At 68.5% G+C, this 21,447-nt stretch carries 17 protein-coding genes; 9 read left to right on the top strand and 8 right to left on the bottom strand.

What is annotated here, in order from left to right; translation table 11 throughout:
* Window positions 1–91 precede the first annotated feature (91 nt).
* From SACXIDRAFT_RS09740 to SACXIDRAFT_RS09725, 4 genes are read left to right on the top strand one after another with little or no spacing between them, the layout of a single operon-like run.
* Window positions 92–739, top strand: a complete 648-nt coding sequence (locus SACXIDRAFT_RS09740) for an ABC transporter permease (protein ID WP_006238386.1) — start codon at window positions 92–94, stop codon at window positions 737–739.
* The gene (locus tag SACXIDRAFT_RS09735; protein WP_006238385.1) at window positions 732–1,892 is read left to right on the top strand and encodes an ABC transporter ATP-binding protein; all 1,161 of its coding nucleotides are present in this window, start codon (window positions 732–734) and stop codon (window positions 1,890–1,892) included. The genes SACXIDRAFT_RS09740 and SACXIDRAFT_RS09735 overlap by 8 nt, the downstream gene beginning before the upstream one ends.
* Complete coding sequence (locus SACXIDRAFT_RS09730) at window positions 1,889–2,665, top strand: ABC transporter permease (protein ID WP_006238384.1); 777 nt, start codon at window positions 1,889–1,891, stop codon at window positions 2,663–2,665. Before SACXIDRAFT_RS09735 ends, SACXIDRAFT_RS09730 begins: the two co-directional genes overlap by 4 nt.
* Window positions 2,662–3,648 carry a glycine betaine ABC transporter substrate-binding protein gene (locus tag SACXIDRAFT_RS09725; protein WP_006238383.1) on the top strand — a complete coding sequence of 329 codons (987 nt, stop codon included), beginning with the start codon at window positions 2,662–2,664 and terminating at the stop codon, window positions 3,646–3,648. The genes SACXIDRAFT_RS09730 and SACXIDRAFT_RS09725 overlap by 4 nt, the downstream gene beginning before the upstream one ends.
* Before the next feature lie 255 nt (window positions 3,649–3,903).
* Here SACXIDRAFT_RS09725 and SACXIDRAFT_RS09720 read toward each other — a convergent pair whose 3' ends face one another.
* Entirely contained in the window at window positions 3,904–4,395 is a 492-nt protein-coding gene (locus SACXIDRAFT_RS09720) for a DUF6474 family protein (protein ID WP_006238382.1), read from the bottom strand.
* Window positions 4,396–4,501: 106 nt separating this feature from the next.
* Between SACXIDRAFT_RS09720 and SACXIDRAFT_RS09715 the strand changes: the two genes are divergently transcribed.
* Entirely contained in the window at window positions 4,502–6,139 is a 1,638-nt protein-coding gene (locus tag SACXIDRAFT_RS09715) for a TM0106 family RecB-like putative nuclease (protein ID WP_006238381.1), read from the top strand.
* Between the two features lie 12 nt (window positions 6,140–6,151).
* Here SACXIDRAFT_RS09715 and SACXIDRAFT_RS09710 read toward each other — a convergent pair whose 3' ends face one another.
* Window positions 6,152–6,913 (bottom strand): SDR family NAD(P)-dependent oxidoreductase, encoded by a 762-nt coding sequence (locus tag SACXIDRAFT_RS09710; RefSeq protein ID WP_006238380.1) that lies wholly within the window; start codon window positions 6,911–6,913, stop codon window positions 6,152–6,154.
* A gap of 135 nt (window positions 6,914–7,048) precedes the next feature.
* Between SACXIDRAFT_RS09710 and SACXIDRAFT_RS09705 the strand changes: the two genes are divergently transcribed.
* Complete coding sequence (locus SACXIDRAFT_RS09705; protein WP_006238379.1) at window positions 7,049–8,833, top strand: gamma-glutamyltransferase family protein; 1,785 nt, start codon at window positions 7,049–7,051, stop codon at window positions 8,831–8,833.
* Between the two features lie 128 nt (window positions 8,834–8,961).
* On the opposite strand, the gene SACXIDRAFT_RS09700 is transcribed toward SACXIDRAFT_RS09705, so the two are convergent.
* Window positions 8,962–9,330, bottom strand: coding sequence for an ester cyclase (locus tag SACXIDRAFT_RS09700; RefSeq protein ID WP_006238378.1), 369 nt, complete (start codon window positions 9,328–9,330; stop codon window positions 8,962–8,964).
* A 121-nt stretch (window positions 9,331–9,451) separates the two neighbouring features.
* Here SACXIDRAFT_RS09700 and SACXIDRAFT_RS09695 point away from each other — a divergent pair, with 121 nt between their 5' ends.
* From SACXIDRAFT_RS09695 to SACXIDRAFT_RS09685, 3 genes are all read left to right on the top strand, one after another.
* Complete coding sequence (locus SACXIDRAFT_RS09695) at window positions 9,452–10,378, top strand: hypothetical protein (RefSeq protein WP_006238377.1); 927 nt, start codon at window positions 9,452–9,454, stop codon at window positions 10,376–10,378.
* A gap of 182 nt (window positions 10,379–10,560) precedes the next feature.
* Window positions 10,561–11,556, top strand: coding sequence for a GDP-mannose 4,6-dehydratase (gene gmd, locus SACXIDRAFT_RS09690; protein WP_006238376.1), 996 nt, complete (start codon window positions 10,561–10,563; stop codon window positions 11,554–11,556).
* Entirely contained in the window at window positions 11,553–12,500 is a 948-nt protein-coding gene (locus SACXIDRAFT_RS09685; RefSeq protein ID WP_006238375.1) for an FkbM family methyltransferase, read from the top strand. The genes gmd and SACXIDRAFT_RS09685 overlap by 4 nt, the downstream gene beginning before the upstream one ends.
* 139 nt (window positions 12,501–12,639) lie before the next feature.
* Here the strand turns inward: SACXIDRAFT_RS09685 and SACXIDRAFT_RS09680 are convergent, their stop codons facing one another.
* Genes SACXIDRAFT_RS09680 through SACXIDRAFT_RS09660 form a run of 5 tightly spaced genes read right to left on the bottom strand, consistent with a single transcriptional unit; the run spans window position 12,640 to window position 21,422 of the window.
* On the bottom strand, window positions 12,640–14,994 hold the full coding sequence (locus SACXIDRAFT_RS09680) for a glycosyltransferase family 4 protein (protein ID WP_006238374.1): 2,355 nt from the start codon (window positions 14,992–14,994) through the stop codon (window positions 12,640–12,642).
* Between the two features lie 10 nt (window positions 14,995–15,004).
* Window positions 15,005–16,198, bottom strand: a complete 1,194-nt coding sequence (locus SACXIDRAFT_RS09675) for a hypothetical protein (RefSeq protein WP_006238373.1) — start codon at window positions 16,196–16,198, stop codon at window positions 15,005–15,007.
* A gap of 43 nt (window positions 16,199–16,241) precedes the next feature.
* Entirely contained in the window at window positions 16,242–17,522 is a 1,281-nt protein-coding gene (locus SACXIDRAFT_RS09670; protein ID WP_006238372.1) for an alginate O-acetyltransferase AlgX-related protein, read from the bottom strand.
* Complete coding sequence (locus SACXIDRAFT_RS09665) at window positions 17,522–20,263, bottom strand: glycosyltransferase (protein ID WP_006238371.1); 2,742 nt, start codon at window positions 20,261–20,263, stop codon at window positions 17,522–17,524. The genes SACXIDRAFT_RS09670 and SACXIDRAFT_RS09665 overlap by 1 nt, the downstream gene beginning before the upstream one ends.
* A complete protein-coding gene (locus SACXIDRAFT_RS09660) occupies window positions 20,256–21,422 on the bottom strand; it encodes a flagellar basal body-associated FliL family protein (protein WP_006238370.1) in 1,167 nt (388 codons plus the stop codon). Before SACXIDRAFT_RS09660 ends, SACXIDRAFT_RS09665 begins: the two co-directional genes overlap by 8 nt.
* Window positions 21,423–21,447 lie beyond the last annotated feature (25 nt).

Here is a 21,447-nt window from a genome sequence, read left to right as displayed (position 1 = left end):
AGGAATTTGGTTGGAAGGTTGCTGTTCTGGGAAGAATCCGGAATCGTGTTTGCGCTACTGACCTGTGCCTAGCGACCGAGCGGGTGGTCCGTTGAGTTTGTTGGAGTACGTGGCAGACCGGTGGCAGCGGCTGTCGTTACAGGCGTTGCTGCATGTCAGTGAGGTCGTGCAGTCCACGATCATCGCGGCGGTGATCGGCATTCTCATCGGCGTCGCGGTGTACCGCAGCCCTGTGGGTTCCGCCGTCGCCACCGCGCTGGCGAGCACCATCCTCACCATCCCGTCGTTCGCGCTCCTCGGTCTTCTGATTCCCGTCGTGGGGCTCGGGGCGACGCCGACGGTGATCGCGCTGGTGCTGTACGCGCTCCTGCCGATCACACGCAACACCATCGTCGGTCTCGCGAACGTCGATCCGGCCGTCACCGACGCGGCCAAGGGCATCGGGATGAGCCGCATCGGTGTGCTGACGCGAGTCGAGCTTCGACTCGCGTGGCCCGCGATCCTCGCGGGGATGCGGGTCGCGACGCAGATGCTGATGGGCATCGCGGTGATCGCCGCCTACGCGAAGGGGCCGGGGCTCGGCAGTGAGGTGTTCTCGGGCCTGACGAGGGCAGGCAGTGCGAATTCGACCAACCAGGCGCTGGCGGGAACGCTCGGTGTCGTGATCCTCGCCCTCCTGCTGGAGGGTGTGTACTTCCTGATCGCTCGCCTCACTGTTTCGAGGGGTATTCGTGGCTGACAAACCCAGTGGTGCCGAGATCCAGTTGGAGCACGTCACGAAGCGCTATCCGGGAAGTTCGGAGCCCGCTGTCGCCGACGTCAGCATGACGATCCCGGCCGGAAAGATCGTGATCCTTGTCGGTCCTTCGGGGTGTGGCAAGACAACCACGATGCGGATGATCAACCGGTTGATCGAGCCGACGTCGGGTCGCATCACGATCGGCGGCGAGGACGTGCACGCCCTTAACGGCGACGCGCTGCGCCGCAAGATCGGTTACGCCATCCAGCAGGCGGGGCTCTTCCCGCACTTCACGGTGGCGCAGAACATCGGCGTGGTGCCCGGCCTGCTGAAGTGGGACCGCAAACGGATCAGGGACAGGGTGGACGAGCTGATGGACCTCGTGGGACTCGAACCCGCCGAGTTCCGCGATCGGTATCCACGGCAGCTCTCCGGAGGTCAGCAGCAGCGGGTCGGTGTGGCGAGAGCGCTGGCGGCCGACCCACCGGTGTTGCTCATGGACGAGCCCTTCGGCGCGGTCGATCCCATCACAAGGGGCAACCTTCAGGACGAGCTGTTGCGGCTACAGGCCGACCTGCGCAAGACCATCGTCTTCGTCACCCACGACTTCGACGAGGCCGTCAAACTCGGTGACAAGATCGCAGTGCTCGGCGACCGGTCGTCGATCCAGCAGTACGACACACCCGAGGCGATCCTCGCCAACCCCGCCAACGACATGGTGGCGGGGTTCGTGGGCGCGGGCGCGTCGCTCAAGCAGCTCACGCTACGGCGTGTCCGCGACGTGACCTACAGCGACGGGATCGTCGCGATGCCGGTGGACACGCCGATCGCGGACCTGCGCAAGCTCATGGCCGAGAAGGGCGAGACGTACGGCCTCGTGCTGGACCGCCGCCGTCGCCCGCTGCGGTGGGTCCACGTCAGGGAACTGCCGACGGCGACCTCGCTCGCCACGGCAGGAAGGCCCGTTGGCGACTCGGTGAGCACCCAATCGACGCTCCAGGACGCGCTGGAGGCCATCCTCGCCGAGGGTGGCAACGCGGTGGTCACCGGTTCGCGAGGCGAGTACGTCGGCACGATCGACATCACCACGGTCACCGACGCCATCCAGCAGTTGCGCACCGAGCACGTCGAGCCGGGAAGTGGCGAGTCATGACTTCGACACAACTGTCGGCCTTCTCGACGGAATCCGGGTCGAAGCGGGCCGAGCGCATCCGGCTGCTCGCGCAGCCCACCGTCGTGATCGTGATCGTCGGGGCCGTGCTCACGTGGGCGCTGACGAGGGACAACGACGTCATCGAGGCCGAAGCCCTCAACGGGCCGTACCTGTTGACGAAGACGTGGGAGCACCTGCTGCTCACCGGAGTGGTGACCGCGATCGTGGTCGGCCTCGCCCTTCCACTCGGCGTGGTGCTCACCCGCTCGTGGGCACGGCCTGCCGCGCCGTTGTTCATCGGCATCGCCAACATCGGTCAGGCAGCGCCGTCCCTCGGCGTTCTGGTGCTGTTCTTCCTGTGGACGGAGTGGGAGGGCCTGTGGGCCGCGGCGTTGCCGATCGCCTTCTACTCGCTGCTTCCCGTGCTGCGCAACACCATCGTCGGCATCGAGTCGGTTGACCCCGCGCTGGTGGACGCGGGGAGAGGGATCGGGATGTCGTCGGCCTCGGTGTTGTTCCGCATCGAACTGCCGCTGGCCGTCCCCCTCATCCTCGCGGGTCTTCGGACGTCGCTTGTGCTCGCGGTGGGCACGGCGACGCTGGCGTTCTTCGTCAACGGCGGCGGGCTCGGCGAGCTGATCGACGCCGGTTACAAGCTCAACCGCACTTCGATGCTCGTTGTCGGCGCCGTGCTCGCGGTCGGCGTCGCGCTACTCGTGGACTGGCTGGGTGCGGTGCTGGAGAAGTACCTCGGACCGAAGGGACTCTCATGAGGCGTGGCGCCGGCATCCGAGGACGGCGTGCGGTGTGCGCACTTCTCGCAGCGATGTCGCTGGTGGTGAGCGGCTGCGGGCTCAACGTCAACGCGGCTCTGCCCTTCGATGTCGGGCCCGGCAGCATCCGGCCCGTGCCGGAGCTGGAGGGCGTGGAGATCACCGTGGGATCCAAGGACTTCACCGAGAACACGATCCTCGCCTACATCACGCAGCTCGCGTTGAAGGCGGCTGGCGCGAAACCGATCGACTTCACCAACATCACCGGGTCGAACGGCGCGAGGGCGGCGCTGGAGAACGGCCAGATCGACCTGATGTGGGAGTACACGGGAACGGGCTGGCTCTCCTACCTCGGTTACGACCAGCCGCTGCCGACGGAACAGGAGCAGTACGACGCGGTGCGTGAGGCGGACCTTGAGCGCAACGGCATCGTGTGGCTGCCGTACTCCGAGGTCAACAACACCTACGGGTTCGCGACGACGGAGGAGTACGCGAACAAGCACGGGCTCCGCACGATGACCGAGGTCACGGACTTTCTGAAGCGGAACCCGCAGGAGGCCGTGTTCTGCGTTGACACCGAATTCGCCAACCGGCCAGACGGCCTTCCTGGGGTGCGCGAGACGTACGGGTTCCCGACGACCACGACGAAGACGTTCGGGTCGGGCGCGATCTACGCGGCGGTGGTGAACGGCACCTGCAATTTCGGCGAGGTCTTCACAACGGACGGCAGGATCGCGGGGCTGCGCCTGCGGGTCATGGAGGACGACAAGAAGTTCTTCCCGCAGTACAACGCCGCACTCACCCTGCGGGAGGACTTCCACAGGCGGTACCCGGAGATCGCGGAGATCATCGCGCCCATCACCGAGGAGCTCGACAACACCGAGATCATCGAACTGAACAAGCAGGTCGATGTCGATGGGAGGGACGCGGCCGAGGTGGCCCGTGACTGGCTGGTGGCGAAGGGCTTCATCACGGCGGGCTGAGCGATCGTGTCCGCAGTCTGTGCACGGGTGCCGGTATCTCCCGCGCGCGTGTTGGCAGTCTGTGCACGTGTGTCCCCGCGCTGTGTCGCCTCGGGCTCGCCGGGTCGCTGTACCGAACGCAGGGCGCTGAGCGAAGCTGAGCCGCCGCACAAGCCGGGTCGCCGCGCGAAGCCGGTGCGCCACACAGGCGGGGTGCGCCGCGCGAAGCCGGGCCGCCGCGCCGGTCAGCTCGGTCTGCCGATGTCCCGCCGCAGGTCAGGTCGCCGCGCCGGGGACGCCGAGGCGGCGTAGTACCTCGGCCTCGATGGTGTCCAGCTCGGAGGCGACAGCACGATGTGCGGCCTTCCTGCGTGCGGCGGGCATCCGTTCGGCCGCTCGCACCGACGCGGTGAGCTGTTCGAGGGTCGAGCGGCTGCGTTCGACGAAGTCGGTGTCGTCGCGGGTCGCTCGCTCCGGGTGCGCGAGTTGTGACAGAGCTTCCGACGCTCCCGCGATCCGGGCCAGCAGAGCGCCGCCCCTGCCGCTGTACTCGGGCAGCTGTCCGACGTCGATGCCCATGCGGCGGGCCCTGCTGCGGTCGTAGGCCTCCCTCGCGGCGCCAGCGGCCCGCAGCACCAGCGGAGCCAGCGCGGGAACGGCGGCGGGGACAACGACCTTCGCGACGCGCACCACGTTCTTCGCGCGCTTCGGTGTGAAGCCGCTGTCGTCCTCGGTTCCGCGCTGCGTCCGCTCCGTCCTGCGGCCCATCGCCCCAGTCCCCTTCGTCTCGGCCACCGTTACCCGTGAACTTACTGTTCGCGTCTTTCGCAGGCACGTCGGCTCTGTGTCAGTGGGTTCTCATACAGTGAGTGGCATGGCTGTCGAGGTGTTATTGGACGCGGGGGTCGTCACGCGGTGCCGCCGCCGTGTTCACCTCGACCACGACCCGACGATGCGGGGCGCGGAACTCGCGCCGCCGGATCCGACGTCGGAGCAGCGCATCGCGGACGCGCAGGCACATCGGGTTCGCATCGCGGAGTGGCTCCGTACCGAGACGGACGGGAGCTGGGCATCCATCCCCGCCGAGCTTTCCTCGGCGGAGCGCGCCGAGTTGACCCGTGTCGCGCTGCGGGAGGGGGTCACCTTCGTCTGGGGTGCGGTGTTCCCGCTCGACCGCGATGGCGGAAGGCGTGGCGGGATCAATCTGCTCGTGCGCACGCCTGACGGTTACGTTCCCGTGCTCGTGGTGCGGCACCGGATCACCGATCCGGGAGAAGGGGCTCGCACCACCGTGCTCCCCGACGTCGATCCTGATCGGGCCGAGACGGACCCGCGGCGCAAGGTGCGCTCGCATCCGCGCGATCTGTTGCGGCTCGCTCACACGCGGCGGTTGCTCGAAGCGGCGGGACACGCCGAGCGGGACAGAGCGATCGGCGGGGTCGTCGGGCTCGACGCCGACGTCGTCGTCTGGCACGACCTCACGGCGGCGACCTGGCCTGAAGGCCGCACCGCGTTGGAGGAGTACGACGAGAGGTTCGCCGACCGCCTCGCGGTGGCGCGGGCTGCCGCTTCGCGCGAGGAGCCACTCGCGCAGCCGTCGCGCATCCTGGAGTGCAAGCGGTGTCCGTGGTGGCCGGTGTGCGAGGCGGATCTCGCGAAGGCACGCGACGTCAGTCTGGTCGTGCGTGGTGAGGACGCCGCCGAACTCCGCAGGGCCGGAATATCCACTGTGGACCAGCTTGCCGCGCTCGACGCGGGGGACGAGTCGCCGATCCAGTGGACGGGAACCACGTTCGACGACGCCATCGCGCTGGCGAGGGCGTGGCTCGCCGACCTCACGGTGGTGCGCAGGGTCGAGAAGGTGCACGTCCCGCGCGCCGATGTCGAGGTGGACATCGACATGGAGAGCTTCGGCGACTCGGGCGCGTATCTGTGGGGTTGCCTGCTCAGCGGCGCGGACATCGGTGTCGAGCAGGGCTACCGGGCTTTCGTGACGTGGGACCCGCTGCCCACCGACGACGAGGCGCACTCGTTCGCGCGCTTCTGGGCGTGGCTGAGCGATGTGCGGATCAGAGCAGCAGCGCTGGGGCTGAGTTTCCGTGCCTACTGCTACAACGCGCTCGCGGAGAATCGCTGGCTCTACGCGTCGGTCGAGCGGTTCGCGGGCGTTGAGGGCGTGCCGACGCGGGAGGAGGTGCGCCGGTTCGTCGAGTCGGACGAGTGGGTTGACCTCTTCCGCATCGTGTCCGATCAGTTCCTGTGTTCGCGGGGCAAGGGGCTCAAGGTGGTCGCGCCCGTCGCCGGGTTCTCGTGGCGGGACCCCGAGGCGAGCGGGGAGGCGTCGATGCGCTGGTATCGCGACGCCGTCGGCATGGACGGCGGTGTCTCCGACGAACAGCAGCGCGAGAGATTGTTGCAGTACAACGAGGACGACGTGCGGGCCACACACGCGCTCAGGGTGTGGATGAGCGACGAGGCCGCGCACGCCGTCCCGTTCATGGGCGAGCTCTAGCGGGTCGGTGGTTCACCTCGGCGACATGCGCAGAGCGCCGTCGAGGCGGATCACCTCGCCGTTGAGGTAGTCGTGCTCGACGATGTTCACGGCCAGTTGGGCGTACTCGTCGGGGCGGCCGAAGCGCTTGGGGAACGGCACGGACGCCGCGAGGCCGGCCCGGAACTCCTCGGTGACACCGGCCATCATGGGGGTGTCGATGATGCCGGGTGCGATCGTCATGACCCGGATGCCGTGTGACGCGAGGTCTCGTGCCGCGGGAATCGTCATGCCGGCGACGCCACCCTTGGACGCCGAGTACGCGATCTGGCCGATCTGGCCCTCGAAGGCCGCCACGGACGCCGTGTTGACCACAACGCCGCGCTGGCCGTTCTCGTCAACCGGCTCGGTGGTGGCCATGGCCTGCGCGGCCAGCGTCATGACGTTGAACGTGCCGATGAGGTTGATCTCGACGACCTTGCGGAAGAGGCCGAGGTCGTGCGGGCCCTTCTTCGACAGGATGCGGGACGAGTGACCGACGCCCGCGCAGTTGACGACGATGCGCAACGGCGCGCCGGAGTCGGTCGCGGCCTCGACGGCGCGCTGTACCTGGTCGGCGTCGGTGACGTCGGCCTCGACGAGCGTGACGCCGTCGGCGGGTTCGGCCTTCGCGATGGAGCCCGCGAGGTCGGCCGCGATCACGCGGGCGCCCTTCGCGGCCAGCGCCTTCGCCGTCGCGGCGCCGAGGCCGGACGCGCCGCCGGTGACGATGGCGGTGGTGTTGGCGATCTGCATGTTCTCGTCCCTTTCTGTGGTCGAGGAACCTTCGAGGCTTGTCGCCGGAGTGACAGTGACCTTAGGTTAACGGCCGTTCGCGTCAGGTGTGTGAGGCGATTGTCGGTTAGCTGTACGAACGAAGTGATCACCCGTATGGTCGATACCGTGTTCACGTCCAGACCGGAGCTCGCCGGTACGCACGGCATGGTCGCCACGACCCACTGGCTTGCCTCAAGTACCGGTATGGCTGTGCTCGAAGACGGAGGGAACGCCTTCGACGCCGCCGTCGCCGCGGGATTCGTGCTCCAGGTCGCGGAGCCTCACCTCAACGGACCGGCAGGTCAGGTTCCCGCGATCTTCGTGAAGGCCGATGATCGCACGCCGAAGGTGCTGTGCGGGCAGGGCACCTCCCCTGCGGCGGCCACTCCTGCCCACTTCCGTGACCTCGGCCTCGACCTGATCCCCGGCACCGGACTTCTCTCCGCGACGGTCCCCGGTGCGTGGGACGCGTGGTTGCTTCTGCTGCGCGACCACGGCACCAAGTCTCTGCGCGATGTCCTGAAGTACGCGATCTCCTACGCCTGGAAGGGCGTGCCGGTGATCGGCCGGATCACCGACACCATCGACGCGGTGTCCGGCTTGTTCGTGCATCACTGGCCCACCTCGGCGCAGTTGTGGCTGCCCGACGGTGAACCGCCGACGCCGGGCTCGCTGCACCGCAACCGCGCACTGGCACGCACCTGGCAGCGACTGCTCGGGCAGGCCGAGATCCACGCGGGCAGGGAGGCACAGCTCGACGCCGCCCGCAGGGCGTGGTCGCAGGGCTTCGTGGCCGAGGCGATCGACGAGTTCAGCCGCAGGGCGTTCCGCGACGACTCCGGCCGCGACCACGCGGGCCTGCTCACCGGCGACGACCTCGCCTCGTGGGAGGCCACGTACGAGGACGCGGTGATCACCGACTTCGGGGAGTGGAGTCTCGTCAAGTGCGGAGCCTGGACGCAGGGGCCTGTGCTGGCGCAGCAGTTGCGGCTGCTCGAAGGTTTCCGCGACCGACTCCGTTACGTGGACGGCAGGCCGGACGCCGAGACCGTGCACCTGGCCACCGAGTGTGCGAAGCTCGCGTTCGCCGACCGCGAGGCGTACTACGGCGACACCGACGTCGATCTCGGCACGCTGTTGTCGTGGGAGTACGCCGAACGCCGCCGCGCGCTCGTCGGCGAGGAGGCCAGCGCCGAGCTGCGGCCGGGAGGTCCAAATCCGAGGCTTCCCACCGTGCTCGAATACACGCGCGGCGGACAGTCGGGCACCGGGGCGCTCGGGGAGCCGACTGTTGACCCGGTTGGCCGCACGCGCGGTGACACCGTGCACATCGACGTGGTGGACGCCGAGGGCAACATGATCTCGGCGACGCCGTCGGGTGGCTGGCTCCAGTCGTCACCGACGATCCCCGAACTCGGTTTCTGCCTCGACTCCCGCGCGCAGATGTTCTGGCTTGAGGAGGGGCTGCCCAACTCGCTGGCTCCCCGTAAGCGGCCGAGGATCACGCTGTCTCCCTCGATGGCGCTGCGACACGGCGAGCCGACGATCGCCTTCGGCACCCCCGGAGGTGACCAGCAGGACCAGTGGCAGCTCTGCTTCTGGCTGGCTCACACGGTTGGTGGTCTGAACCTTCAGGAGTCGATCGACGCGCCTGCCTGGCACACGACGGCGTTCCCCAGTTCGTTCTACCCGAGGGCGTGGCAGCCGAAGGAGCTGGTCGTCGAGTCCCGCATGGGCGAGGACACCATCCGGGAACTCACCGAGCGGGGCCACGACGTGGTGGACGCGGGCCCGTGGGCGCTCGGCAGGCTTTCCGCCGTGTCGCGCGATGCCGTGACCGGGATTCTGCGAGCGGCGGCGAACCCGAGGGGCATGCAGGGTTACGCCGTCGGCCGGTGACAGGAAGCCATGCGGGCATCCACGGCAGCGCTGCCGTGACGTGCCTCGCGTTCGAGTGCGCGCGGCCTTCTCGATTCGACGACGGCGCGCCCGAGGTGTGGGCGGCGCGCGCGGGTTGCGTGACGCGGTCAGGCGGTGGGGTCCTCCGCGATGACCCAGTACTCGGCGAACCGGTCGCCCTCCACCCGCAGGAGGTCGTGCCCGTGGAAGATCACCCGCTCACCTTGGTGGAGACCGCTGCCGCGCCACCGCGCCGCGACCAGATCGCCGTGCGGCACGGGGCCGAGGACCAGCTCGAACACACTGTCCTCGATCAGCTCTCTGCCTTGCCGCACGATGGCGGCGAGCTGGTCCGGTCCTTGCGCGAGGCCGGGCTGGTTGGGCCAGTGGCCGACGAAGTCGCCGGTCACGATGGTTCTGGCGATCTCGTCGAGGCGGTCAAGGTCGCCGTTCCAGAGTTCGTCGAGCCACCGCCGGTAGAGTGTGGTCGCGTCCATGTCCTCATGATGCCCATGCGGCCGACACTTCGCCGGTCTCTCGCGGACTCCCTCTCAGGAGGGAGGAGCACGCCACTCGTTGGGGAATTGACGGCGGTGCCGGAGCGGAAGACTGCGTGGCATGAGTCCGAACTCCTCGCCCCGGCCAGCGCGGCTTCGCCCGATCTTCGGCTACATCGCGGTGGTCGGCATGCTGCCGTATCTGGTGCTCAAGCTCTTCTGGATCGCCGGTGTCGAGATCGGTGTCACCGAACCGGGAGTGATGACAACGGCGCTGATGCGCGGTGCCAACTCCTTCACGGCATTCATGGAGTTCGTCGCCATTGTCGTCGTGCTCGCGCTCACCCATGGCTGGGGCATGAGGTTCCCTGCGTGGCTCATCGTGTTCCCCATGTGGGTCGGCACGGGCCTGCTGGCTCCGATCGTCGTATCCGCTCCGGCCATCGGAACGGATTTTCTGGCGGCAGGCTCCGCGAACGGCGCGCTCGCGCCGTGGGTCACACCTGTCGTGTATGCGAGCTTCTTCTGGCAGGGCGTCGCGTTGCTCACGGCGTTCGTGCTGCACGCACGAGTGCGGTGGACACATGTGTTCGACACCCGGCCGAGTGCGCGCGGGGTGGGGCCGATCGGGGTGACAGGAGCGGTGCTGGCCTTCGTTGTCGCGGTCGGGGAATTCCGGGACACCTTCGGCGAGGAACGGCTTGCCATGGTGGTGATCGGGATTGTTCAGTCACTCGCCGCGCTGGCTGCTGTCTCGGGTGCGGTGTTGCTCAGTGTGCGGGGAAGGCACTGGCTGACGACGGTGCTGCTGTGGACGGGTTCCTCGACTCTTTTCGCGTCCAATTTCTGGGCGGCGTTCGGCATGGCGGCCATGGGCGCCGACAGCAGTGACACGCTGAGCTGGCTGATGGTGGCGGCGGGGTGCCTTGCGGGGTTGCTGCTGGCTTTCACGTTCCTGTCACGGGTGGCGACGGGGTCTCGGGAACGGCAGGACTCGCGCGACGACCACACCGCGACGAGTGCACGATCCTTGCCGCACGCGTTGTGAAGATCGTCGCGGATATCGCCACGAGCGTGACTTGCGGCCACATTCCGGTCTCCTTTCCATCGGTCGTGAACTCCCGATGGTGAGCCACGCTCGTGGCAGGGCAGGGGAGGAGCCTCGCGCGTCGTCGCCGGTTTCACTCTCCTGCTCGACACCGGCCACCACATCGCGGCTATTCTCACCGTGTGCGACGCGCATTGATCACCGGAATCACCGGGCAGGACGGGCAGTACCTCGCTGAATTGCTGCACAGCGAGAACTACGAGGTGTTCGGCCTGATCAAGGGTCAGAACAACCCGAAACTCGAAGCCCTCCAGACGGAACTACCGTTTGTGGAACTGGTCTCCGGTGATCTGCAGGATCTGTCGAGCCTCGTCGCCGCGCTCGAACAGGTGCAGCCCGACGAGGTCTACAACCTCGGGGCCATCTCGTTCGTCGCGCTGAGCTTCAAGCAGGCCGAACTCACCGCCAACGTGACAGGGCTCGGCGTGCTGCGCCTGCTGGAGGCCATCCGCATGGTCGGGGGCAGCCAGAACAACCCGATCCGTTTCTACCAGGCGTCTTCCTCGGAGATGTTCGGCAAGGTCAGGGAATCGCCGCAGGTCGAGACAACGCCGTTCTATCCGCGATCGCCTTACGGCTGCGCGAAGGTGTTCGGGCACGACATCACGGTGAACTACCGCGACAGCTACGGCCTCTTCGCGTGTTCGGGCATCCTGTTCAACCACGAGAGCCCCCGGCGCGGCATCGAGTTCGTCACGAGGAAGGTGACCAACGCGGTGGCCCGGATCAAGCTCGGACTTCAGGACACGCTGGTGCTCGGGGACCTCGAACCCCGGCGCGACTGGGGCTTCGCGGGCGACTACGTCAAGGCGATGTGGCTGATGCTCCAGCAGGACGAGCCCGGCGACTACGTGGTCGCGACAGGACACACGCACAGTGTCAGGGAGTTCGTTGACGCCGCGTTCCGCCATGTCGGGCTGGACGACTGGGAACGCTTCGTCACCCAGGACGAGCGGTTCTTCCGTCCCGCGGAGGTTGACCTGCTCGTCGGCGATGCCACGAAGGCGAAAACGGAACTCGGCTGGAAGCCGGAGGTCGATTTCGAGTCGCTTGTCGCGATGATGGTTGACCACGATCTCGCGCTCGAAGCGAAGAAGGCGGGAATCCGGCAGCCGTGATCTCCTACGCGCAGAACGCGGAGGACGTCGTACTCGCCAGGCTGTTCCGGCAGCAGGCCGAGGGTCGCTATGTCGATGTCGGGGCGGGTGACCCCGTCGAAGACTCGGTGACCAAGCACTTCTACGACCGCGGCTGGTCGGGCATCAACGTCGAGCCCGTCGGCGAGTTCGCCGCGCGACTTCGCGAGGCGAGGCCGAGGGACGTGACCCTGCCGATCGCGCTGGCAGCCACGGAAGGCAAGGCCACGCTGCACGTCGTCCCCGAAGCCTGGGGCAGGGCCACGCTCGACGAGGTGCTGGCGGAGCGGTACCGCGACGGCGAGCGATGGCAGGTGGACGACGTCGAGGTCGAGACGACCACGCTGGCCGCCGTGCTCGACGAGCACCCTGGGGATATCGACTTCCTGAAGGTGGACGTCGAGGGCGCCGAGCGGGACGTGCTCGCGGGGGCCGACTGGACGAGGCACCGTCCGAGGGTGCTGGTGGTCGAGGCCACCGAACCCGGTTCACCGCGCCCGGCGTTCGAGCAGTGGGAGCCGATGCTGCTCGACGCGGGCTACCGGTGCGCGCTGTTCGACGGCCTCAACCGCTTCTACGCGCAGGCCGACGACGCCGAGGCGCTGGAGTGCCTTTCGGTGCCAGCCAACGTCTTCGACGACTTCGAGCGAGCGGAGGTGGCGCGCATGCGAGAGGAAGCCCGCGAGCGCGCCGCGCTGAGGGCCGGCGAGACCGGCTACATCCGGCGGCTGGAGCAGCGGCTTCGCGAGGAGCAGGCACTCCGTGAGCAGGAGGCCGGCTACATCGCGACGTTGCAGGAGGCCGTCGAGGCGGAGCGCCGGAGAGCCACGGCGGCCGCCCGCTACGCCTCGACGCTGGAGAGCCGCATCGCCGAGCTCGAAGCGGCTCAGACCCCACCCACTGGGAGCGCGCAACCACCGGTGTAGCGAGATCGATGCCGGACGAAAGGCGCCGTGGTTCCCTTCGCTGCGGCCCGGTCCCGCGAAGGCCGAGACCAGCCGACCCTGCGGTGGGTGGTGACCGGCCCGCGAGAAGCGTGTATCGCGACGACTCGTCCCCGGCGGCTCAGACACCGATCTCGCGTAACCGCCTCAGCATCGCGGCTCCGACGGCCTCGGGGCTGCACACGGCCTTCACCGCCTCAGCCCCTCGCGCGCCCATGCCGCGGCGCAGCGTCTCGCTTTCGGCGAGCCTGCGCAGCCAGCGGGCGGCCTGCTCGACGTCGGGTTCGGCCCAGAGCTGTCCCGGCCGGTACCAGTCGCCGAATTCCGCGCCGAAGCGGTGATCGCGTTCGGTGATGGGCCGGATGTCGTACCCGACGACAGCCGCCGCCTGCGGTGGCATGAAGTCGGTGTTGCCGCCGTAGCCCGTGGCGATCACCGGCTTGCCCATCGCCATCGCCTCGGCCATGCCGAGCCCGAAGCCCTCCGAGCGGTGCAACGAGACGTAGACGTCGCAGGTGGCGAGCAGGCAGTCCATGTCAGCCCTCGTGAGGTCACGGCTGATCAACGTGCCGCCGACGCTCGCCACCTCGCGAGCCAGCTCCGCCGCCAGTTCGGGGAAGCGGTGCAGGTCAACCACCTTGATCACGAGGTGCGCGTCCCTGCCGCGTTCGCTCGGCCGGAACGCCCTGCGGAACGCCTCGATCACCGCCCACGGGTTCTTCCTCGCGTCACTGGAGGAGGCGCTGAAGTTGAACAGCACCACGATCCCGTCGTCCGGGAGTCCGAATTTCGCGCGGTCACCCTGGATGTCCGGCCGTTGTGGAACGACACTGGGGACCACGGTGATCGGCATGTCGGTGGCCGTCCTGAACGCGTCGGCAACGAACGACGTCAGCACCCACAGCTCGTCCATCCTCGGCAGCTGAGCCAGCGCGTAGTCGGGGACCTCTGGCAGCTCCCACGCCCACATCGCGATCGTGTAGCGGTCGAGGGCGTGTTCCGGGATCAGCTGGAACTCGTTGACGTTGATGAACCACAGGTCGATGGGGTGGTCCTTGCCGCGCCGGAGGTCGGTGAGGGTTCGCGGTGGTGTCAGCGAGCGGTTGGGCGCCCTGGTGTTGAACTCGGTGAACGTCATGCCCACGCCGGTGTCGGCGAGTGCGAGCGCATGCCGCCGCGCCGACTCGGCGAGCCCCGTGGTGGCTCTCGCGTCGGCGAACACGTTGACACCCGGGATTCCGGTGTCGGCGAGTGTTGCGGAGGGGGTTCGCGAGCCTGTGGTCGCGACGGATTCGACCGCCTTGCGGTACGCCTCGGCCACCACGGGCCACGATGCGTGCTCCCTGACGTACTCCCTGGCCTTCCTGCCTGCCTCGCGCGCCTGTTCGGGATGGCACACGACCTGCTCGATCAGGCGGAAGAGGGCCAGGGCCTCGGTATCGGGCTCGGTCGGCACCAGCAGGCAGAATTCGGGGTCGAGGTGCCGGTGCTGGGGGAGATCGCTCGTGATGACGATCTTGCCTGCGCCGAACGCACGCATCATCACGGCACTCGTCTCGCCCGCCGTCGGCCAGCGCAGGTTCAGCACCGCGTCCGTGGCGCTGATCAGTTCCTCGAACTCGTCCTTGCGGGGCGACAGGGCGAGGTGGACCGAGTCGGTGATCCGGAGTTCCGCGATCAGCCTGCGCACGTCATCGACGATCTCGGGGAAGTCGGCGTGCCCTGCGATCACGAGCCGCGCCTGCGGCCACCTGCGCCTGACGTCGGCGAACGCCAGCACAGCCACCGTCGTCCGCTTGATGCGGTTGAAGCCGCCGAAGATCCCGAACACGACGTGGTCGTCGTTCCAGCCGAGCCTGGCCCTGATCTCTGCGCCGTCGGTGTCCTCCCGCACGGGCGCGCCGGACGGCACGGTGTGGACCGGCATCGCGGGGTAGCGCTCACGCAACAGCCGGGCGGAGAACGGGTCGTGCACGATCACGCCCCTGCTGGCGGATGCGAGCCGCCGCTCCATCGTCAGCGTCTGGTTGTCGAGATGCTTGAGACCATCCACCTCGACGGCAGGCCATCCCCTCAGCAACGCGGGATCGTGGAGATCGCCCCAGATCGGCCCGTGGGCGTAGGCGACCTCCTCCCGGAATCCCGCCGAGTCGAGGCCACCGAAGTAGCCGAGGTTGAAGTCCAGCAGCGACGTGTCGTGCAGCACCACGATGCCGGGGGTGGCGAGAGCCTCACGGTAGATCCACGAGTGCACCCCGACGTGGTTGCCCATGTGGTAGATGTTCAGCGTGTCCTGTGCCGATGGGCGGGATTCCGGCCCCGAAACGGAAACTCCTTGGGGCACAAGGCAATTCTCCGGGACTCGGCTCACGGCTGTAACGTCGGCGATCGGCGAGAGCGCTTCGAGCAGCTCGTAGCTGTAGTCGGAGATCCCGCTGCGCTCGGGCGGCAACGGGGTCCACATCCGGTATCTCATGACGGCAGGCTCACCGCCACGCGATCAGCGAGTAGCGGCCAGGCTGCTGTCCCGCGACGGGTTCGGCCTTCCGGATCTCGGTACGGCAGAACCCGGCCGCCTCGACGAGGAACCGCAGGAAATCGGCGTGCACGGGCCGCACGGCGAACGGGTCGAGATGGAAGTCCGTCTCCGAGCCGCTACCCGCCGATGTCTCGACCACGAGCACACCACCCGGTTGCAGGGCCAGCGCGGCCAGTTCGACGAACCGTGCCAGCGCTGTTGGCTGCCTGCGCTCCGCGTACCGGAACGCCGTGACAGCGCGAAGCGTCCGCTTCGGAGTGCGCTCAAGCAGGTCCAGTGCGTTCGTGTCCTCGATGTCGAGTCCCGCCTCCGTGCAGTGAGCGCGAATCGCGCGGTTCTCCGATGCCGCGCGGTAGGGCAGGCCGGCGTCGCGAACGATCTCCAGCCATTCGCCTCGCCCCGGCGCCATGTCGAGCACGGGGCCAGCGGCTTTGCTCTCCGAGGCTGCTTCGATCACGGCAAGGTAGGGGCGTCGTGCGGTGCGGACGCCGTCCACGGGGCCGTCGAGCAGTTCGAGCACCGCGAGTTCGAGAAACGAGTCACGGTCCGCGACGCTGTCGGCGACCGATTCCACGACAGTGTCCGTGCCGGTGTCCGCGACGGAACCCGGCTGTTCCTGCCCTGCCGCGCGGAGTTTATCGAGCAGGAGGTCGAGCTGAGCCTGCCGCAGCCGGTTGCTTCGCGCGGTCGCGTTCAGCGCGGCGACCTGCTCCTCCAGCGCCTTCAACCGCTGTTCGACGGTGTCGTGCTGTTCGGTGGACTCGGCCAGTAGCAGCCGGAGATCCGAAAGCTGGGACTGCACCCGCCCCACCGACGAGTACAACCGCTGGTTCAGCCCGGCCATCAGGTTCTGGTCGCTCTGCCGCAGCGTCGCGACCTCGTGCGCGAGTTGCTCGTTCGTGACCAGTCCGTCGCGATCGGCCAGCTCGTCGATCCGGGCTCGCTGCTGCCGTTCGGTCTCGACGAGACCTTCCAGCGCGTCGCGCACGGCGAGGTTGGTCTCGATCTGCCACTTGATCTGACGCCGCCACAAGAATCGCAGGGCGATTCTGCCCAGCAGATCGGTGCGCCGCAGTGGCAGGTGCAGTTCCTGGTGCTCGGCGAGCCTGGCGAGTGCGTGCGCTATCCGCGTGTGAGACATCGTTCTTCCATCGAATCGGTGGCTGGGGACAGGTCCCGGTCGGTCATCTGGACAGCCTGGCGAGGACGCCGTTGATGACGTCGGGCCTCAGGATCGCGGGCCCGCCGCGTGCGAGTGTGCGCTCGGCGATCTGGAGCACGACGACGTCGCTGCGTGCCAGCAGGTCGCCCGCGACGGTGGCGCCGCCCTTGCCGACGACGCTGTCGTGGTGGAGCACGGTCATGTTGCCGAACGCCGCGGACAGGTACGGCAGCGCCCGGATGGTGAACGAGTCGCCGAGCAGCCCGACGCCGAGCCCGTACGTTCCCGGACCCGACGCGGTGTTCAGTTTCAACGGCTTCCGGTAGTCGTGGCCGACGTCCCTCGTCTGGTCGCTCACCCCGTCCGGCGCGACCGCGTAATGGCGGCCGATGGTCTCGCCGCTGCGTCCCATGAGCGGGGGCAGGTCGGCGGGGACCCGCCAAGCCTCTCCCGGGGTCACGGCCCAGCTTGCCGAGATACCGGGGCGCAGTTTCTCCGCGACGGTGCGGGCCATCAGCACCCCGCCCTCGTCGGACCAGTGCGCGTCCTGAGGACCGTAAACGGGTTCACCGAGCTGCGTGCCCCACGCGGCCAGCTCGTCGCGGAGATCGATCACGTAGTCCTGTGCGCTCATGGTGCGCCAGAACTCGTCCACCGCGCGGCGATGGCAATCCTTGCCCACGTACCGTTCCGGCAGGTGTTCGGGGACGAGCGTGGCCTTGTCGGGTGCGATGACCACGACGAACTTGCGCCCTGTCGCCTCGACGCCGTCGCGGAGTCTGCGGAGCTGGGCGACGGTCTGTGCGAGCGGCTGATCCTGCTCGCAGTGGCTTGCGATCTCCTCACCGAGGTAGAGCCAGCCGTCCTTGCCTTCGAGCACCGTCGGGTAGTGCAGTTCGCGGGGCCGCGAGGGGGGCGATTCGATGGGGTTCGCCTCGTGGTGGTTGTTGCCGAACGGGGCGGGCTCGCCGAACACGCCCCTGCTCACCGCGTCGGCCGCGTGCACAGCCTGTTCGCGGAGCACGAGGTGGTCGGTCGCCCATGGGGCGAGGTCCGTGAAGAACGACCAGCCGTCACCGGGACTCGGGAACGGTGTCAGGGAACGGTTCTCGAACTCGGTCGGCCGTGCCCCGAGTGCGAACGAGAGCGCGGGCGCGGCGAAGAACACGGCGGCGCACACGAGCGCGACGGTCTGCCGCTCGGCATGCCGGGGCCGGTGCAGGGCGTGCTCACGGGGAAGCCAGGACTCGTGAACGGCTGGGAGCGCCGCCGGAGGGCTCGCGGGCCGGTCGTCCGCCGTCATCACTCTGCCCTGCCGGTGCCGTGCCTGTGCTCAAGCTCCTCGATACGGTCGGCGAGCCGGGCGGCGCGGCGGTTCCACCTTGCCTCCACCTCGTCGAGGCGTTGTTCGACCGCCCTCGCGTTGCCGTCGATCCGGCGAGCGAGGATCGAAAGCGCATCCCTCGTTCCGTCCGCGAGCCTTCCGAGGATCTTGCGCTGGTGCTCGTCGTGGTGGTCGAGCGCCCTGCTGACGAGCCTGCGAAGGGCGGGCGCGAACGGCACCCTGTGCGGCGCGCTCGGGTCGGGCGTCCAGTGCAGTGCGGCTCGCGCCTCGTCCAGTGGCACGAGTGCCTCGTGCGTGCCGTCACTCGCCCCGGCGCCGTCCTCGCGGCGGGCACGCCACGTGTCGTAGGCGGCTCTCAGTTCGGTGCGAAGCCACTCCGTCGCCGCGTCCATCGACCGCGTGCGCAGGATGTACTCCCTCGCGGCCTTACCCCGGCGGCGGGCCTCCGCAGGGTCGTCGGCGACGGCGCGCATGGCCCGCGCAGCGGCGTCGAGATCGGGATCGGCCCACACCCCGTCCTTCTGGTACGGCTCCCAACCCGGGCCGACCTCCACCCGCTCGTAGGGGATCGGCCAGCCGACGGTGTCGTCGAAGAACTCCGTCGTCCCCCCGTACGCGGTGGCGATGACAGGCATGCCGCGCACCATGGCCTCCGCGACGGTCAGCCCGAATCCTTCGCTGCGGTGCAGCGAGACGTAGGCGTCGCTGCCAGCGTAGAGGGCGTCGAGTTCGGCGACGCTGAGGTAGCGGTCGAGCAGGTCGATCCTGTGGTCGTCGCCGATGATGTGACGCAGGCGCTCCTCGGCCTCGACGTGCAGGTGACCGTTGGTGGCCTTGATCGTCAGGCGCACGTCGTCGCGGTCGCCGAACGCGCGCCGGAACGCCTCCACCAGCCCCCACGGGTTCTTCCGCTGTCCTGTGCTGTTGAAGTCGAAGGCGAAGAGGAATCGCACGGGCTCACCGGGAGCGCGGTGAGGGCGGGGCCGCTCACCGGGATCGAGTACGGGAACCGGGATCACCTTCACCGGGACAGGCGAGTGCGGCGCGATGGTCCGCGCGCAGAACTCGCTGACCGTCCACACCTCATCGACGAGTGCGAAACCCTCGTGCAGGTGCTCGGGGAAGTCCTCCAGCTCCCACGCCCACAGTCCGATGCGATAGCGCTCGTGACCGACCTCGGGATGGCTGTCCAGCAACAGTTCGGTGTAGTCGGCGTTCACGGCGAGGACGCTCACCGGGAACCGAGGCGTGCCCACCGTGTCCGGCTGGTCCAGCGCGGTGCGGACGGTGCGCGAGAGCGAGTGTTCCTCGACGACGGAGACCACAGGGACGCCCGATTCGCGCACGGCGCGGTGGATGACCCTGCCCATCTCGCCGAGCCCGAGCTCGGCTGTGAGGTAACCGGCGACGTTGACGCCGAACTCGTCGAGCGGCGGGGTCGGGGTGGTCGGCTCACGGGGCAGCGCCCACTCCGGCAGCAGCCCCTCGTCGAGGCCGTGGGTGCGGCACCAGTGCCGGAACGCGGCGTTGTGCGCGTGGCACGGGCGGGGAAAGACGGCTTGGAGATCCACCCTGTCGGCCCAGATCCGCATCACCAGCCGGTTCAGTCCAGCGGCTTTCTCCAACGGCGAGGCAGGGGAGGAGAGCCAGCGCCGGAACGCGGCGCCGCCGTCCTCGCCGAACGGGTGTGGCGGGATTTCCTCGGCCATCCTGCCGAGCGGGTCGTCGGCGAGTTCCGCTGCCGTGGCTTCGAGCCACGAGGTGTGGAACAACCGGCGCATCGAGCCGGTGAGCGGTGTGCCGTCGGGAAGTTCGGCGAATCCGTATTCGGGCGCCGCGCCGTCCTTCTCCGCCACATGACCCGCCGCGAGCAGCCGGTCCCGGTGATCGGCGCACAGCTCGCGAAGCAGGCTGTCCGAGGACAGCCGCACCCGTGGCCGTCGGCAGTGTGTGGTGAGCAGCCACGGCTTCTCGGGCCGGTAGCCGGTGAAGTGTATGAGCCGCAGCGGGACGCCCCCGGCCTCGATCGTGCCGTCCGCGCTGCGGCTCAGAGGACGCTCGTGCAGATTCCGATATCCGGCGCCGAGGCCGGGGTCGCGGAGCACCGTGTGCGGGAAAAGACCGGGAACGAGTTCCAGCGCGGCCACCGGTTCGTCGTCAGAAGTGTCGCGTGTGGACTGATCGGCCCAGAAATCGAGAAACGGGATCGCGGTGCGGCCCACCGCGACGAACCCGCTGTCGAAGGAGGTCGGCTCGGTGCCGGGTTCCTCGCCGTCGCGGGGCAGAGGCGCGAGCAACCGGGAGAGGAGCACGACGCCGTGCCGGTCGGCGAGCCGCGCCACATCCGTCAGCGGAGCCCGCACCTCGGCCTCGGCGGCGAAATACATCGCGACGTCGGCGTCCGTCAGCAGTTGCCGCAGCAGCAGAGGTACGGCGGCCTCGACGAGCCTCGGTCCGGTGAAGCTGGTGGCCAGCCGAAGGTAGTCGTCCTGATCGACGTCGAGCGCCCTGTACCCGAGGACGCGGTAGCCGTCCGAGCGCCCGGTGAATTCCGCGCGATCGACGACGAGTACCACGAAGTCGTGGCCGGGGTGCTGCTCGACGTAGGACCGCGCCAGCACTCGGGCTGCCGGGAGGTGCCGCTCCGTGACGACCGTGCACGCGGCTGCCTGCGGCAACCGGGTACGGACATCAGCCATCGGCCGACAGCGCTTGCAGTTGCGTAGCGATGATCTCCTCGAAGCTTGGTCCGACCTCGGAGAGCTTCGGCGCGGAGACCTGGATACGCACGACGGTCTTGCCGTGCGCGTAGTGCGCGCGCGCCGCGGCAGGGAAGCTGTCGGTCTTGTCGATCTGAGTGCCCTGGACTCCGGCCGGCAGGGTCCCGTCGTACGGGTCCATACCGTTCTTCTCCTGCAACTCCACGAGATCCTCGACCGCGGTCGAGGCGGCGTCCTCCGACGACGCCTCCACCGTCAGGATCACGGCGTCGGCGCCGGAGGGAAGCTCGGCGACGGCCATCCTGGCCTTACCGGCACCGGCCTCCTCGTAGATCTCGTTCTCGTCCTCGGTGAGTACCTGGTTGGCCTTCACGTCCTCGAACATCGAGATGTCCGTGCGCTCACCAGGGCCGCCGGGAAGCACGGCGATCTCGAGGTCGTCCTTGGGCGGGACCGTTGAGGTCGGAGCGACGCTCGACGAAGGGGCAGGGCCGGCTTGCTTGTCGTCGCCCGAGCCGTTGAAGAACAGCAGCCAGCTACCGACACCGAGTGCCGCGACGAGCGCCACGACACCGACGATGACGAGCACCTTCTTGCCGCCGCCCGAGGACGTCTCGAACGAATCGGCGCCCTGACCTGCCCCGTCTTGGTGGGTGGCAGGCGGAAGCGGCGGGAGATCCGAGCCGCCCCACGGCGGGCTCTGGTCGGCCTCGGGGGCGTTCCACGGGTGCGCCTGCTGCGGTGGTAGCGGCATACCGCCTGCCGGGGAGACAGGGCCGGGCTGCTGAAAACCACCGGCGGGCGAGGCGAGGCCCGGCTGGTGGTACTGCGGTTGCTGCGGTGCATGCGGTGGCTGTCCCTGCTGGGTCTGCCAGTGCGACACGACCTGGGTGGCTTCCGAACCGCCGAGGTTCTGCTGAGGATTCGGCTGCGGTGTGCCATGCGGGGGACTGACCGGCGCGATCACCTGGGTGGAGTTCGGGTCCTGCCCCGGCTGCTGGGGTGTCTCCTCCGGATTGTCGCCGTGGTTCACCGCTGACGACAGCACCTGGTCACGGCGAACCCGGTAGTCGTCTGCGGAGAGTCGGCCGGACGCCAGTTCCTCGTCCAGCTTGCGCAACTCTTCCTGCCAGGACACCGTGAAGGCCCCCCATCTCGAACCG

It is taken from the genome of Saccharomonospora xinjiangensis XJ-54, assembly GCF_000258175.1.
GTDB lineage: Bacteria > Actinomycetota > Actinomycetes > Mycobacteriales > Pseudonocardiaceae > Saccharomonospora > Saccharomonospora xinjiangensis.
The sequence above is the reverse complement of the archived record's forward strand: the minus strand, read 5'-3'. Positions and strand labels throughout refer to the sequence as shown.

Bases quoted from the DNA above. Each gene is read 5' to 3' on its own strand.
- SACXIDRAFT_RS09730 (WP_006238384.1), top strand. From the start codon at position 1,889: ATGACTTCGACACAACTGTCGGCCTTCTCGACGGAATCCGGGTCGAAG.
- SACXIDRAFT_RS09725 (WP_006238383.1), top strand. From the start codon at position 2,662: ATGAGGCGTGGCGCCGGCATCCGAGGACGGCGTGCGGTGTGCGCACTT.
- SACXIDRAFT_RS09720 (WP_006238382.1), bottom strand. From the start codon at position 4,395: ATGGGCCGCAGGACGGAGCGGACGCAGCGCGGAACCGAGGACGACAGC.
- SACXIDRAFT_RS09715 (WP_006238381.1), top strand. From the start codon at position 4,502: ATGGCTGTCGAGGTGTTATTGGACGCGGGGGTCGTCACGCGGTGCCGC.
- SACXIDRAFT_RS09710 (WP_006238380.1), bottom strand. From the start codon at position 6,913: ATGCAGATCGCCAACACCACCGCCATCGTCACCGGCGGCGCGTCCGGC.
- SACXIDRAFT_RS09705 (WP_006238379.1), top strand. From the start codon at position 7,049: ATGGTCGATACCGTGTTCACGTCCAGACCGGAGCTCGCCGGTACGCAC.
- SACXIDRAFT_RS09700 (WP_006238378.1), bottom strand. From the start codon at position 9,330: ATGGACGCGACCACACTCTACCGGCGGTGGCTCGACGAACTCTGGAAC.
- SACXIDRAFT_RS09695 (WP_006238377.1), top strand. From the start codon at position 9,452: ATGAGTCCGAACTCCTCGCCCCGGCCAGCGCGGCTTCGCCCGATCTTC.
- SACXIDRAFT_RS09680 (WP_006238374.1), bottom strand. From the start codon at position 14,994: ATGAGATACCGGATGTGGACCCCGTTGCCGCCCGAGCGCAGCGGGATC.
- SACXIDRAFT_RS09675 (WP_006238373.1), bottom strand. From the start codon at position 16,198: ATGTCTCACACGCGGATAGCGCACGCACTCGCCAGGCTCGCCGAGCAC.
- SACXIDRAFT_RS09670 (WP_006238372.1), bottom strand. From the start codon at position 17,522: ATGACGGCGGACGACCGGCCCGCGAGCCCTCCGGCGGCGCTCCCAGCC.
- SACXIDRAFT_RS09665 (WP_006238371.1), bottom strand. From the start codon at position 20,263: ATGGCTGATGTCCGTACCCGGTTGCCGCAGGCAGCCGCGTGCACGGTC.